This is a genomic window from Mycobacterium sp. NGS63 (genome assembly GCF_059812295.1).
In genome coordinates this window covers 612413-626972 of sequence record NZ_JCALCJ010000002.1, presented here as the reverse complement: position 1 = coordinate 626972, position 14560 = coordinate 612413, and the positions used below count along the sequence as shown (strand labels likewise).

Annotated in this window: 4 protein-coding genes; 3 read left to right on the top strand and 1 reads right to left on the bottom strand. The window is 70.6% G+C overall.

The genetic code is table 11. The annotated features are described in order from the left end of the window. Window positions 1-6: 6 nt before the first annotated feature. Window positions 7-1125, top strand: a complete 1119-nt coding sequence (locus tag AC5Y4Z_RS06155; protein WP_499961475.1) for an acyl-CoA dehydrogenase family protein — start codon at window positions 7-9, stop codon at window positions 1123-1125. Between the two features lie 2 nt (window positions 1126-1127). Continuing rightward, window positions 1128-1550, top strand: coding sequence for a PPOX class F420-dependent oxidoreductase (locus tag AC5Y4Z_RS06150; protein WP_499961470.1), 423 nt, complete (start codon window positions 1128-1130; stop codon window positions 1548-1550). Here AC5Y4Z_RS06150 and AC5Y4Z_RS06145 read toward each other — a convergent pair. Then, complete coding sequence (locus AC5Y4Z_RS06145) at window positions 1540-12672, bottom strand: type I polyketide synthase (RefSeq protein WP_499961467.1); 11133 nt, start codon at window positions 12670-12672, stop codon at window positions 1540-1542. The genes AC5Y4Z_RS06150 and AC5Y4Z_RS06145 overlap by 11 nt on opposite strands. A 428-nt stretch (window positions 12673-13100) precedes the next feature. Between AC5Y4Z_RS06145 and AC5Y4Z_RS06140 the strand changes: the two genes are divergently transcribed. Continuing rightward, complete coding sequence (locus tag AC5Y4Z_RS06140) at window positions 13101-14522, top strand: condensation domain-containing protein (RefSeq protein WP_499961864.1); 1422 nt, start codon at window positions 13101-13103, stop codon at window positions 14520-14522. Window positions 14523-14560 lie beyond the last annotated feature (38 nt).

Genomic DNA, 14560 nt, shown 5'->3' with positions numbered 1-14560 from the left:
GCAGCCATGGACTTTCAGCTGAGCGACGAGCAGGCACTGCTCCGCGACACCACCCGCGACCTGCTGTCGCGCACCTACGACCCGGAGAGCCGCAACAAGGTCATCGCCACCGATCTCGGCTGGAGCCGCGAGGTGTGGAGCCAGCTCGCCGACACCGGGATTCTCGGCCTCGGGTTCGAACCGGACGAGGCGGGCCAGATCGAGATCGCGGTGGTGCTCACCGAGGTCGGGCGCCGGTTGGCCCCCGAGCCGATCCTGCACGCCGCGCTGGCGCCGGGTGCGCTGATCGCCGGGCTGGGTACCGACGAACAGAAGCAGCAGCTCGACGAGGTCGCCGCCGGCCAACGCCTGCTGGCCTTCGCCCACCTGGAACCCGGCCAGCGCACGCCGGCGGCCGCGGTCACGACTCAGGCTGTGCGGCAAGGCGATTCGTGGACGTTGAGCGGGCAAAAGAACCCGGTGCTGGCCGGTGACTGCGCCGACGCGCTGGTGGTCAGCGCCGCGTTGCCGGACGGCGGGACCGGCCTGTTCCTGGTCGACGCCGGCCCGGAGACCGGCGGAGTGACCCGGCATCCGTACCGGACCTTCGACGGACAACGCGGCGCACAGGTCGAATTGGACTCCGCGCCCGCGGAGCCCCTCGGAAACGGCTCGGATGCATCAGCGGCCATCCGCGACGCGGTCATCCGCATCCAGTCGGCGTTGTGCGCCGAGGCGGTCGGGGCGATGGAGGAGGCGCTGCGCCTGACCACCGACTACCTCAAGACCCGCAAGCAGTTCGGCGTGACGCTCAACAAGTTCCAGGCGCTCACCCAGCGGGCCGCCGACATGTACGTGTCGCTGGAATTGGCGCGCAGCATGAGCCTGTACGCCGCCATGTCCATCGCCGACGGCACCCTGGACCCGCTGATCGCCTCGCGCGCCAAGGTGCAGATCGGCCGGTCCGGCCGGCACATCGCGCAGGAGTCGATCCAGATGCACGGCGGCATCGGTGTGACCGCGGAATATCCGGTCAGCCACTACGCGGCGCGGCTCACCGCGATCGAGCACACGTTGGGCACCTCGGGCGACCACCTGCACAACCTGATCGACCACCTCGGCGACTACGACCTGGCCCGGCTCTGACGATGGCCGAGCTGTCGGACCGGGTCGTCGAGTTTCTGTCGGCCGGCACCCGCACCGGCATGCTCGGCTATGTCGCCGCCGACGGCAGGCCCCTGGTGGCGCCGGTGTGGTTCGTGGTCGACGATGGCCGGCTGGCGTTCAACACCGGCCGGGACACGTCGAAAGGCCGTGCGCTGGCCCGTGATTCGCGGGTGGTGATGTGCGTCGACGACCCGCACCCGCCCTACTCGTTCGTGCAGGTGCAGGGTGTGGCGGCGGTGAGCGAGGATCCCGCGGACGTGCTCGACGTCGCAACGCGCACCGGCGCGCGCTACATGGGCGCCGACCGCGCCGACGAGTTCGGCCGCCGCAACGCCGTTCCCGGTGAGCTGGTAGTGCGCGTGCGCCCGACCAAGGTCATCACCGGATTCGATATCAGCGACTGACTTCCTCGCCGGCCGCTTCGGGCGCGCCGGCAGCTTCCGTCGCGGCCTCCGCCGGGGGCTCCGACTCGGGTTCCGACTCGGGTTCCGCCTGCCCCGCATCGGATTCCGGCTCGGGCAGCTGGCTCGCGAGATACTCGCCGAGCCCACCGATCGTCGGGTAGTCGAACACCGCGGTGGCGTTGATCGTGAACGCGCCACCGAACTGGCTGTGCAACCGGTTGCGGAGTTCGACCGCCATCAGCGAATCCGTGCCCAGGTCCAAGAACCGGCTGGTCGCGGCGGGCGGCTGCGCGAGCCGCAGGAAGCCCTGCACTTCGCGCTGCAGGAATTCGGTGATGAAGCTGGCGCGCTGCGCCACCGGTATCTCCTGCAGCTGCCGCAGCAACTCGCTGTCGCCGGTCGCCTCCGTCATCTCGCTCGGCAAGACGAGGTCGAGGATCGGCGGGCGGGAAGCGCCCAGCACCTTGGCGGCACGCTGCCAGTTGGCCTTGATGACGGTGGCCTGCCCGGCGCCGTTGGCGACGACCTCGGCCAGCGCGCTGAGCGCGGCCGAGGGTTCCAACGGAATCAGGCCCTGCGCACCGATATTGGCGCGCGCGGCCTCCGACGACGCCATGCCGCCCTTGCCCCAGGGACCGAAGTTGACGCCGGTCGCCGGCAGGCCCTGCGCCCGTCGCTGCGCCACCAGCCCGTCGAGCAGCGCGTTGGCGGTCGAGTAGTTGGCCTGGCCGGGCGAACCCAGCAGGCTCGACACCGACGAGGACACGATGAAGAAGTCGAGGTCGTCGTCCCGCGTCAACCGGTCCAGGTAGCAGGCGCCGAACGCCTTGGGCGCCAACGTCGTCCGGAACCGCTCCACGCTCTGCTTAGACAGCAGCGCGTCGTCGAGCACGCCGGCCAGATGCACCACCCCGGCGAGCGGAGGCAACTCCGCGCGGATCCGCTCCAGCAGCGTGGCGACCTCGGACTCGTCGCCGATGTCGGCCGAGAAGGTGTGGATGCGGCAGCGGTAGCGCTCGGTGATGTCGTCGATGGCCCGCCGCGCGTCCGCGTCGGGCGCGCGCCGGCTCGTCAACACGATGTCACCGGCACCGAGTTGGGCCAGATACGCGGCAGTGTGCAGGCCGATCGCGCCGAGCCCACCGGTGATGAGGTAGCTCCGATCGCCGCGGGGTGAAAGCGGATTCGGCATTTGCAGCACGATCTTGCCGATGTGCCGCGCCTGCTGCATCCGGCGAAACGCCGTCTTCGCCTGCGTCAGCGGGTAGATCTCGGCGGGCAGCGGCGTCCACTCACCCTTGGCCAACCCGTCCGAAACCTCGCCCAGCAGAGCGCGGATGCGCTCGGGCTCACAGAACGTGACCGTGTCCAGCGCGACGATCTCGTAGGCGATGTCGGGACGCGCCGCGGCCATCTGCTCCGGAGTCCAGATGTCCCGCTTGGCGATCTCGGCGAAGCGGCCATTCTGGGCGGTGGCCCGCACGGTCGCCTCGACAAACCCCTCGTTGGTCAGGCTGTTGAGCACCACGTCCACGCCGGCGCCCTCGGTGTCGGCGAGGATCTGGTCCGCGAAATCCGTGCTGCGCGAGTCGTAGACGTATTCCACGCCCAGCTTGCGCAGCGTCGCGCGCTTGTAGGTGCTGGCGGTGGCGAAGACGATCGCACCGTGCTGTTGGGCCATCTGGATGGCGGCCAATCCGACCCCGCCGCTGGCGGCGTGGATGAGCACCCGGTCGCCGGGCTTCAGCTGCGCCCAGTCGAACGCGAGCCGGGCCGTCAGCGCCGCGGCGGGAATGGTCGCCGCGGCAACCGCGCTCACCCCGTCGGGAATCGGCGCCAGCAGCTGCGCCGGCACGTTGAACCGGCTGGCGAACGCGCCCTGCATGAAACCGTAGACGCGCTGGCCGATTTCGAGCCCCGTGACACCGTCACCCAACTGCGTGACGGTGCCGGCGAAGTCGCCGCCGATCGGCCCCGGGTCGCCCGGGTAGAGGCCCAGCACGTTGAGCACGTCGCGGAAGTTCAGGCCGGCGGCCTCCACCCGGACCTGCACATAGCCCTCGCCCGGTGGCGGCACCTCCGCCTCGGTCAGCCGCAGGTTGTCGATCGCCCCGCGTTCGGTGGGCGCCAGGGCGTAGTCGGTTCCCCGCGGTACCGCGAGCTGACCGCTGCGCGACCACTGCAGCAACCGGGATGCCAGGAACTTCCCTTGCCGCAGCGCGAGTTCGGGTTCGTCCACGGGCGCGCCGAGCAGCCCGGCCAGCAGGCGCACGGCCTCGGGCGACCCGTCGCAATCAACCAGCTTGCAGCGCAGGGCCGGTTCCTCGTTGACGATGGTGCGCCCCAGCCCCCACAGCGCCGCCTGCACCGGGTCGACCGGCTCGCCGGATTCGGTCGCCACGGCCCGCTCGGTGACGATCCACAGCCCACCGGGAAGCTTGACTGCCCCGTCGGCCTGCAGCGCGTGCACGGCGTCGAGCAGCTGGGCGATCTCGGTTTCCAGGCGCGCGGCGGAATCGGCGCTCGACTCGTGCGCGCCCGGCCCAGCGCCGCGCCACACGATGCCGGAGAACGGCATCCCGCGCTCGTGCGCGTCGGCCAGCAGCTGCCCCACCTTCGAGGCCCGGTCGAAGGGGATGCAGCCCGGCAGCTCGGCCGCCAGCTCGTCGAATCCGGCGACCAGCCAGGTGCCGAGCGCGGCCCCGTCCTCACCGCTCGGGGCGGGCAGCGGCACCTCGTGCCAGCCCAGGGCGTACAGCAGCCGGGTGGCATCGCCGCCGAGTCCGCGCAGCAACGCCTCGCGGGGCGCGCGTTTCACCGTGAACTCGCGGATCCCGCCCAGGCGGCGGCCATTTCGGTCGACGAAGTCGAGATCGAAGACCTGGGTCTCGCTGTCGAGGCCGCTGGTGTGCCACCTCGCGCGGCAGTAGAACCGCCGGGGCATCTTCTCTGTCAGCTCGACCCGCCCGTACCGCAGCGGCAGGAACAGGTCGCTGACCCCCTGCTCGGCGGCGAGGAGCGCCGGGAAGGCCGGGAAGGCGACCCCGGTGCACAGGTCGAGCAGAACCGGGTGGATCGGCTCGGCCCCAAGGTGTTCGGTGAGTTCCTCGCCGACGGTGACATCGCCGATCGCCTCGCCCTCGCCGACCCACAGCGATTTCAGCGAATTCGACCAGGCGGGCCCCCAGGCCAGCTCCATGTCGGCGAAGGTCTCGAACAGCTGCTGCGGACGCAGGCGCTCCATCCGCTCGATCTCCGCGTCGAAGGAGTCCTCCGGCTCGGCCTGCGGCCCGTCCCCGTCATCGGCGACGCCGGCGATGACCGTGCCGTCGGCGTTCAGCGACCATTCGGCGTCACGCACACCGTAGGGGCGGCTGTGCACCCGGAAGCTCCAGCCGCCGTCTTCGAGGGGATGCAGCGTCAGCTGCACCTCGCGGGAGCTCTTCTCGGGCAAGATGATCGGCTCGTAGAAGAAGACGTCTTGGACCCGAGCCGGCGGCCCCACGGCGGCCAGCGCCATCGCCGCGTAGGTCGCGCCCGGAACCACGACGGTGCCGTAGATGACGTGATCGGACAGCCACGGCTGCGACTTGACCGACAGCCGGCTGGTGTAGACGGAGTCGCCGGACGCGAGATCCTTTGCGCCACCGAGGATTCCGGATACGCCGGTGCCGTCCACGGCGATGCCGCTGACGCCCGCACTCCTCGGCCAGAAGCGACGGCGCTGGAACGGGTAGGTGGGCAGCTCGAGCCTGCGGCGCGGCAGGCGTTGCAGCGCGGCGAACTTGGGCCGATGGCCGCTGACGTAGGCCGCGCCCAGCGCCTCGGCGATCTGGCGGCGGTCGCCGACGCCCTTGCGCAGCGGAACGATCGCGCGCGGCGCGGCCAGGTGTTCCGGCCAGATCTGCACCGCGGCCCCGGTCAGCACCGGTTGCGGGCCGATCTCCATCAGCACCGAGCAGCCCAGCGCCGCCACGGTGCGCACGCTTTCGGCGAACTGCACCGGCTGGCGGGAATGCCGCCGCCAGTACTGCGCGTCCAGCGGGGTTTCGGCCGTGAGCACCGCGCCGGTGCGGTTGCACACCAGCGGCAACGTCGGCACCCCGAACTGCAGGCCGGCCGCGTATGACTGGAATTCATCGAGCACCGGCTCCAGCAGCTCCGAATGGAATGCGTGGCTGGTTTCCAGCCAGCTGCACCGGACCCCGTCGTTGCCGCACTTGCCGACGATCTGTTCGAGGTCCTCACCCGGACCCGACAGCACCGTGTTGGGGCCGTTGTAGGCGGCGACGGAGACGCGGGGGCACTCGGTGGCGATCTCCTCGACGTACTTCGCGTCGGCGAACACCGCCACCATTCGCCCGCCCTCGGGCAGGCTGCCGAACAGCCGGCCGCGCTCGGCCATCAGCCGGGCCCCGTCCTCGAGGCTGAACACCCCGGCCACGCAGGCCGCCGCGTACTGGCCGACGCTGTGCCCCAGCACCACGTCGGGCTCGATGCCCCAGGACTGCCACAGCCGGGCCAGGCCCATCTCGACGGCGAACAGCGCTGGCTGGGCAAACGAGGTGTGCCGCAACGTTTCTCCGGCCTCACCGCCGGTGGCGAACATCACGTCCAGCAACGGGCGCGGCAACATCGCACCGATCGCGTCGGCGCAGCGGGTCACCGCGTCGGCGAATACGGGCTCGGCGTCGAACAATTCGCGTGCCATCCCCGGGTACTGGCTGCCCTGCCCGGTGAACAGCCACGCCGTCGTCGGCGGGTCGGCGCACTCGCCGCGCAGGACGCCCGGCCGCGCCCGGTTCTCGGCCAGCTCGGCCAGGCCCTCGCGGGCGCTCTGGACCGAATCGACCACCAGCGCGGCCCTGTGCTCGAAATGCGAACGCCCGGCCCCGGCCGTGTAACACACCTCGGCGATGTCGACCTTGGGGTGGGCGTTCAACCAGTCCCCGTAACGCTGCGCCAACGCCACCAGCGCCTGCGGTGAGCGCGCGGACAGCGGCAGCACGTCGACCGGCTCGCCCTGCTCGCCCGACGGCAGTGCCTCGGCGGCGTCGGCGAGCGGGGCGCCCGTCGAGTACTCGTCGGCGGTCGCCGATTGCGACGGCGCCTCCTCGATCAGCACGTGGGCGTTGGTGCCGGTGAACCCGAAGGAGCTCACGCCGGCGCGCCGCGGCCTGCCGTTGGCCTGCCACGGCACCGCCCGGTCCACGACCCGCACTGGCAGCGAGTCCCACGGGATGTGCGGCGACGGCGTCTCGAAGTGCAGGCTTTGCGGCAGCATCTCGTGCTGCAGCGACAGCACGACCTTGATCAGGCCGGCGACGCCGGATGCCGACTCGAGGTGCCCGATGTTGGTCTTCACCGAGCCCATCAGCAACGGCCGGTCGGCATCGCGCGCGGCGCCGTAGACGGCCCCGGCCGCCTGCACCTCGATCGGGTCACCCAGCGCGGTGCCCGTCCCGTGGGCCTCGAGGTAGTCGACGTCCCCGCCGGTCAGACCCGCGCGGCCCAGCGCCGCGGTGATAAGCCGTTGCTGCGCACCGCCGTTGGGCACCGTCAGGCCGCTGGAGGCGCCGTCCTGGTTGACCGCGCTGCCCGGGATGACCGCGCACACGCGATCGCCGTCGCGCAGCGCGTCGCTCATCCGCTTGAGCACCAGGATCCCGCAGCCTTCGCTGCGCACATACCCGTCGGCCGAGGCGTCGAAGGTCTTGCAGCGCCCGACGGGCGAGAGCATCCTCGCGCGCGACGCGGCGATGACGGACACCGGGCTCAGCAGCACGTTGACCCCGCCGGCCAGCGCCAGGTCGCAGTCACCGGAATGCAGCGCCTGGCAAGCCTGGTGGACGGCCACCAACGACGAGCTGCACGCGGTGTCGACGGCGACCGCCGGTCCCTCCAACCCGAGCGCGAAGGCGACCCGGCCCGAAATCGCATTGAGCGCATTGCCGGTGATGAAGTGCGGCTCGAGCTTGTCGACCGAGTCGGACGACAGCAGATGCGAGTACTCGTTGGCACCCACCCCGACGAAGATGCCGCTGCGGCTGCCGCGCAACGCGCCCGGGGAGTACCCGGCACGTTCGAGGCCCTCCCACGCGGTCTCCAGCATCAGCCGCTGCTGCGGATCGATCCACACCGCCTCGCGGGGGGAAATGCCGAAGAATTCCGGGTCGAAGCCGTCGATCTCGTCGAGGAATCCCCCGAAGCGGCTGTAGATCTTGCCGGGGGTCTCCGGGTCCGGGTCGTAGAACTCGTCGATGTCGAAGCGGTCCTCCGGCACCTCCCGGATCGCGTCGACCCCGCCGGACAGCACCTCCCAGAACGCTTCGGGATCGGGCGCGCCGGGAAAACGGCACGCCACCGCGACGATCGCGATCGGCTCGTCCGTGCGCGCCGTCACCACCGTGGCCGGCCGGCCCGCGACGTCGGCCTGTTCGCCCAGCCCGAGCACGTCGCCGAGCAGGTAGTCCGCCGCGTCGGACAGGCGCGGGTAGTCCATCGCCAGCGTGGCGGGGACCTCCTTGCCCACCGCCTGCTCGATGCGGCGGCGCAATTCGACGGCCATCAGCGAGTCCATGCCGAGGTCGAAGAAGCCGGCGTCCTCGCGGATCTCCGCGGCGTCGACGCGCGTCACCTCCGCCACCGCCTCCCGCAGGTAGTCCGTGACGAGCTTCTTGCGCCGCTGCACCGGGGCGTTGGCGAGCTGTTCGACCAGTTGGGTCGTGCCGGTCGCGCCGGACGACGGCGCCGCGATCGACTCGGGCACCTCGCGCTCCAGCTCCGCCAGGAAGGAGCGCCGCCCGGCTTGCTGGTAGAGCGGCAGGAAGCGGGCCCAGTCGATGCGGGCGACGACCCCTTGAACGGGTCCTTGCGCCGCCTCCGGCGCGGATGTGGCCAGGAGCTCGGCCATGCCCGCCAGCGCGTCGGCGGGCGACAACGTCCGCACGCCGCGCTGCGCCAGGCGCGCGCGCGCCTGCTCGTCGGCCATGCCCGCCGACCAGGGACCGAAATTCACGCTGATCCCGCGGATGCCCTGCTCGCGCAGCCGCCAGGCCAGAGCGTCGAGGAACGCGTTGGCCGCGCCGTAGGCCGTCTGGCCGAACCCGCCCCATACCGACGCGATCGAGGACGTGCTCAGGAAGAAGTCCAGCTGCAGGTCAGCCGCGGCTTCACTCAAATGCCAGGCGCCCCAAACCTTCCCGGCGAACACGCGATCCAGTTCGCTGTCGTCCAGCGTGCGCAGCGGCGTGGTGCCGATCTCGCCGGCGGCGTGCACGATGCCGGCCAGCGGCGGCAACTCGGCCCGCACCGTGGCCAACAGGCGCGCGACGTCGTGCGCGTCGGCGACATCGGCCGCGACGACCCGGAAATCGCAGCCGTGCTGATCGCGCAGCGCGTCGATGCGCGCCTGCGCGGCGTCGCTGGGCGCGCGCCGCCCGGTCAGCACCAGATGCTTTGCGCCGTGGGCGGCCAGGTATCCCGCGATCTCCAGCCCGACCGAACCCAGTCCCCCGGTCACCAGGTAGGTGGCGTCGTCGCGCACGGCCGGCGGTGTCGCGGCCGGCGGCCCGGCCCGTCGCACCAGCCGCGGGACGTAGACCGCTTGATCGCGCAGCGCGACCTGGTCTTCCCTGACGGCCGTGGCGCGCGGTGCCGCCGCCAGCCGGGTGATCAGCCGTGACCACTCGTCGGTGGTCCCCTCGGCCAGGTCCGCGAGTCCGCCCCACACCTGCGGATGCTCCAGCGCGGCCGCGCGACCGAATCCCCACAGGCAGCTCTGATCCGGTGACACGGTGTCGGAGTCGGTGACCCGCTGCGCGCCGCGGGTCACCACCCAGATGGGTGTGCGCAGTTCGGCCGCGGCCGCCGCGCGGAAGAGTCGCCGGGTTCCGCCCAAGACGCGGTGTTGCATCCGCAGCAGCGAGCGCATCGAGGACGCGGTGTCGGAGTCCAGGGCCGCGACGTGCAGGATGCGCAGCCCCGGATCGTCGGCCACCGCACCGCGCAGCGCGGCCTCGAGCCCTTCCTCGTCCGCGTCGGAGGCCGGCAACCCGAGCAGCTGGTGCCGGTGCCCGAGCGCGGCCAGCGCGTCGACCAACGGCGCCACCGCTTCGGCGTCATCGCCGATGAGGAGCCAGGCCGATCCCTCGTCGGCTTCCGCGTCCGGGACCGCGGCGGTCGACTTGTCCCAGCGAATCTCGTAGCGGTCGTCGGCGATGGAGCGGGAGCTGCGGTGTTGGTTGTGTTGCGCGGCAAGCTTTGTCAGCACGGCAACGGTCTGCGGATTGCCGCTCGCGCCGTCGAGCAGCGCGGCGAGTTCCTCGATCCGGCCGTCCTCGAGCAGGCGGACGGTCTCGCTGCTCACGGGCATGTTCTGTTGCTGGTTGGGGCGTTCCCGGTTGTCCCGGTACCAGTACTGGCGGTGCTGGAACGGGTAGGTGGGCAGGTCGAGCTTTCGCGCAGGCCCCGAGACGGCGCCGAAGTCGGGCACGTGGCCCAGGACGTAGGCGTCGGCCAGCGCCTCGGTGATCTGCCGGTGGTCGGCGGTGTTGCGCCGCAGTGACGCGATCGCCCGCGGCGCGGTGGCCGGGTCGGGCCAGGCCCGCAGGGCCGCCGCGGTCAGCACCGGCTGCGGGCCGATCTCCAGCAACACCTTGCAACTGAGGTCGGCCAGGGTGCGCACGCTCTTGGCGAACTCCACCGGTTGGCGCGCGTGGCGACGCCAGTAGGAGCCGTCGAGTTTGACGCTGCGGCCCAGCGCGGCGCCGGTGCGGTTGCACACCAGGATCCGTTGCGGCGGGCTGAAATCGAAGCGGTTCGCGTAGGCCTCGAACTCGTCGAGGATGGGGTCCAGCAGCGCCGAGTGGAAGGCGTGGCTGGTGTCCAGCCAGTCGCAGCGCACGCCGTCGGCGGTCAGCCGGCCCACCGCCTGGTCCAGATCCTGCGCGGGTCCCGACAGCACGGTGTTGGCGCCGTTGTAGGCGGCAACCGACAGGCTGGGGAACTCGTCGGTGAGACTCTCGACCCGCTCGGCGGGGGCGAACACCGCGACCATCCGACCGCCCGCCGGCAGACTGCCGAACAGGCGGCCACGCTCGGCCATCAGCAGCGCCCCGTCCTCGAGGCTGAACACGCCGGCCACACAGGCCGCCGAGTACTGGCCGACGCTGTGACCCAGCACCACGTCGGGTTCGAAGCCCCACGACTGCCAGAGGCGGGCCAGGCCCATCTCCACCGCGAACAGCGCCGGCTGGGCGTAGGTGGTCTGCCGTAGCGTCTCTTCAGCGGCTGGGCCGTCCAGGTCGAAAATCACGTCCAGCAAAGGCTTTTCGAGAACGTCGGCGACCGCCGCCGCGCAGCGGTCCAGCGTCTCGGCGAACACGGGCTCGGTGTCGTACAGCTCCCTGGCCATGCCGGCGTACTGGCTGCCCTGACCGGTGAACAGCCACGCGGTCTTCGGCGTGTCGTCGGACGTTCCGCGCACCAGCCCGGGTGCGGGGCGGTCGTCGGCGAGCGCGCCGAGCAACTCCCGGGCGGATTCCATCGAATTGACCACCAGCGCGGCCCGGTGCTCGAAGTGCGCCCGCCCCACCCCGGCGGTGAAGCACAGGTCAGCCAGGGTGGCCTCCGGGTGCGCACGCAGCCAGCTGCGGTAGTGATCGGCGATCTGCACCAGCGCGGCGGGCGTGCGCGCCGACAGCGGCAGCACGCTGAACCGCCCGTCCGCGGGCGCCTCGACCGGGCTCGGCACCACCGCGGGCTCGGGGGCCGCTTCGACCGGGGATGGGGCTTCTTCGATGATGACGTGGGCGTTGGTCCCGGCGAACCCGAACGAGCTGACGCCGGCGATGCGCGGCCGGCCGTTGCGTTCCCAGGCGGTGGGCTCCTGCACCACCTGCACGGCGAGCCGGTCCCAGGGAATGTGCGGCGACGGGTTGCGGAAGTGCAGGTGCTGGGGCAAGACCTCGTGCTCGAGCGACAGGATTACCTTGATGACGCCCGCGATGCCGGCGGCGGCTTCCAGATGCCCGATGTTCGTCTTCACCGAACCGATCAACAGCGGCCGGTCCGACTCGCGGCCGGCGCCCAGCACCGCGCCCGCGGCCTGCGCCTCGATCGGATCGCCCAGCGATGTCCCGGTCCCGTGGGCCTCCAGGTATCCGACGTCGCCGGGCGCGATCCCGGCGCGCTTGAGCGCCTCGGCGATAACCCGTTGCTGGGCAATGCCGTTCGGCACCGTCAGCCCGCCCGACGCCCCGTCCTGGTTGATCGCGCTGCCGCGGATGACGGCGCGAATCCGGTCGCCGTCGCGGATCGCGTCCTCGAGCCGCTTCACGACGATGACGCCGCAGCCCTCGCCCCGCACGTAGCCGTCCGCGGCCGCGTCGAACGTCTTGCATCGCCCGTCGGGCGCGAGCATGTGCGCGTGGGAGAACGTGATCATGGTCGCCGGGGTCAGGAGCACGTTCGCGCCGCCGGCCAACGCGAGGTCGCATTCACCGAGGCGCAGCGCCTGGCAGGCCTGGTGGATCGCCACCAGCGACGAGCTGCACGCCGTGTCGACGGCGACCGACGGGCCCTGTAGCCCCAGCCGGTAGCTGATCCGGCCCGCCGCCGCGGCGTTGGACGTCCCGATCGCCATGTAGGCCTCGATCTCGGGATAGGTCAGCTCGTCGGACGCCATTCCCAGGTAGTCGTGGGTGGCCAAACCGACGAACACGCCGGTGTTGGTGTTCGCCAAAGCCGTTGGCGCGGTGCCCGAATGCTCGACGGCCCGCCACGCGGTCTCCAGCAGGAGCCGGTGCTGCGGGTCCATCAACCTGACCTCGCGCGTCGACATGCCGAAGAACGGCGCGTCGAAGCCGGCCACGTCGTCGACGAAGCCCGCCCGACGGGTCACGACCTTCCCGGGGGTGTCGGGGTCGGGGTCGAAGAATTCGTCGGCATCCCATCGGTCGAAGGGCACCTCGGAGATCGCGTCCCGGCCCTCGGCCAGCACCTGCCAGAACTCGTCGGCATCGGCGGCGCCCGGAAACCGCGCCGCGTAGCCGACGATCGCGAACCCCGCGAAACCCTCGGCACTCGAAGCCCCACGCTTCGGGTCTTCGACGGATGTCATGCGGTTATCCTCCCTGTTTCGATCGGAAGATTCGATGCCCGCGGGCCTTGCGGCGCCGGAGGCGTGGTCGCTCCGAACCGCGTCGCAGGCCGCTCATTTCGCGCACCCAGGACCAGACCTGGCGGAATCCCCCCGGCGTACTCCCTGCAGCGACCGTCGTGGCGAATGTACACATGCCGGACCGGTTGCCGCAGCCGAATCACCTCCGACGGCAAGTATGCCAACTATGGGTGGCTCGCGGGGCGCATGACGCAAGTATCGTCGGTCGTGGCGTCGACGCCGGGCCGCTGCGTCACGGGGGCACTTGCAGTGCCGATGAGCGACCGCGGGCCTATCCGCGCATGTCGGCGCCGCTGATAGTTAAGAAGGCTATCTTGGTGTCGCTACCAGCGGGGCCCACCGCAACCGTCCAGATCGAGGAGAAAAGATTGCGCATCGGGAAGATCCGGATCGGCTCGCTCGGCGACTGGGACCCGTCGCCGGGGTCGGTCATCTCCTGGCACCCGACGGCGGCGGCGGTCGACAAGGTCCGTCAGGCGCCGGTCAGCTCGGTGCCGGTGAGCTACATGCAAGGCCAGCATCTTCGCAATTACCACGAGCGGACGGGCGCCGGGCTGGACTTTTCGCGGCAAATCATCGCCACCTGTGAAGTGCCGGGCGAGTGCGACATTTCGGCCATGGACCACGCGGTCAACGCCTACCTGCGCCGGCACGACACGTTTCGCAGTTGGTTCGAGCACACGGGCGACGGCGAATTCGTCAGGCATACCCTGCGCGATCCCGCCGACATCGAATTCGCGCCGATCGACCACGGGCAAATGACCGTCGACGAAATACGCGCGCACGTCGTGGCCATCCCGAATCCATTGGAGTGGGGGTGCTTCACCTTCGGGATCGTCCAAAACGAGGGCCACTTCACGTTCTTTGCCGCCATGGATCACGTCCACGGTGACGCGACGTTGATCGGCACCACCATGCTCGAGGCCAACGGAATGTACGCGGCATTGAGCGGGGGCGGGGAACCCCTCGCGCTGCCCGACGCCGGCAGCTTCGAGGAGTTCTGCTCCCGCGAGCGCCAATATGTGTCGACGCTGACCCTGGATTCGCCACAGGTGCGCGCGTGGATCGATTTCGCCGAGAACAATAACGGCGGCTTTCCGGAATTCCCCCTTCCGCTCGGCAACCCGCTAGAGCCCAGCGACAGTGACATGGTCTCCGAACTGCTCATGGACGCGGCGCAGACGGAGCGCTTCGAAGCGGCCTGCACGGCGGTCGGCGCGCGCTTCATCGGCGGCCTCTTCGCCTGCTTCGCCCTGGTCGAGCACGAATTCACGGGCGCCCTCACGTATTACGGGCTGACGCCGAGGGACACCCGCAGAACCACGGACAACTTCATGACGCAGGGCTGGTTCACCGGCCTGGTCCCGATCACCGTGCCGATCGCCGCGGCCTCGTTCGGCGACGCCGCTTGGGCGGCCCAGGCGTCCTTCGATTCGGGCCTGGACCTGTCGAAGGTGCCGTATTACCGGGTATTGGAGTTGGCGCCGTGGTTGAACTGGCCGCAGCCGAACTTCCCGGTGTCGAACTTTTTGCATGGCGGCGCCGCTCCGCTCAATGCGGTCCTGGCCGCCGCCGACCTGGGTTACGCGAACAACCTCGGGATTTACTCCGACGGCCGGTTTTCCTACCAACTGACCATCTATGTATTCCGGTACGGCGAGGGGACGGCGATGGCGATCATGTATCCCGACAATCCGGTCGCCCAGAAATCGGTTGTCCGCTATATCGAGGCGATGAGGTCGGTGTGCGCACGGGTCGCCGACAGCGGGCATTGGGGACGCGTTGCGTAGCGTGGAGTAGTTCGATGGCTTCGAGAGACTGGGCCGGC

Bases quoted from the DNA above. Each gene is read 5' to 3' on its own strand.
- AC5Y4Z_RS06155 (WP_499961475.1), top strand. From the start codon at position 7: ATGGACTTTCAGCTGAGCGACGAGCAGGCACTGCTCCGCGACACCACC.
- AC5Y4Z_RS06150 (WP_499961470.1), top strand. From the start codon at position 1,128: ATGGCCGAGCTGTCGGACCGGGTCGTCGAGTTTCTGTCGGCCGGCACC.
- AC5Y4Z_RS06145 (WP_499961467.1), bottom strand. From the start codon at position 12,672: ATGACATCCGTCGAAGACCCGAAGCGTGGGGCTTCGAGTGCCGAGGGT.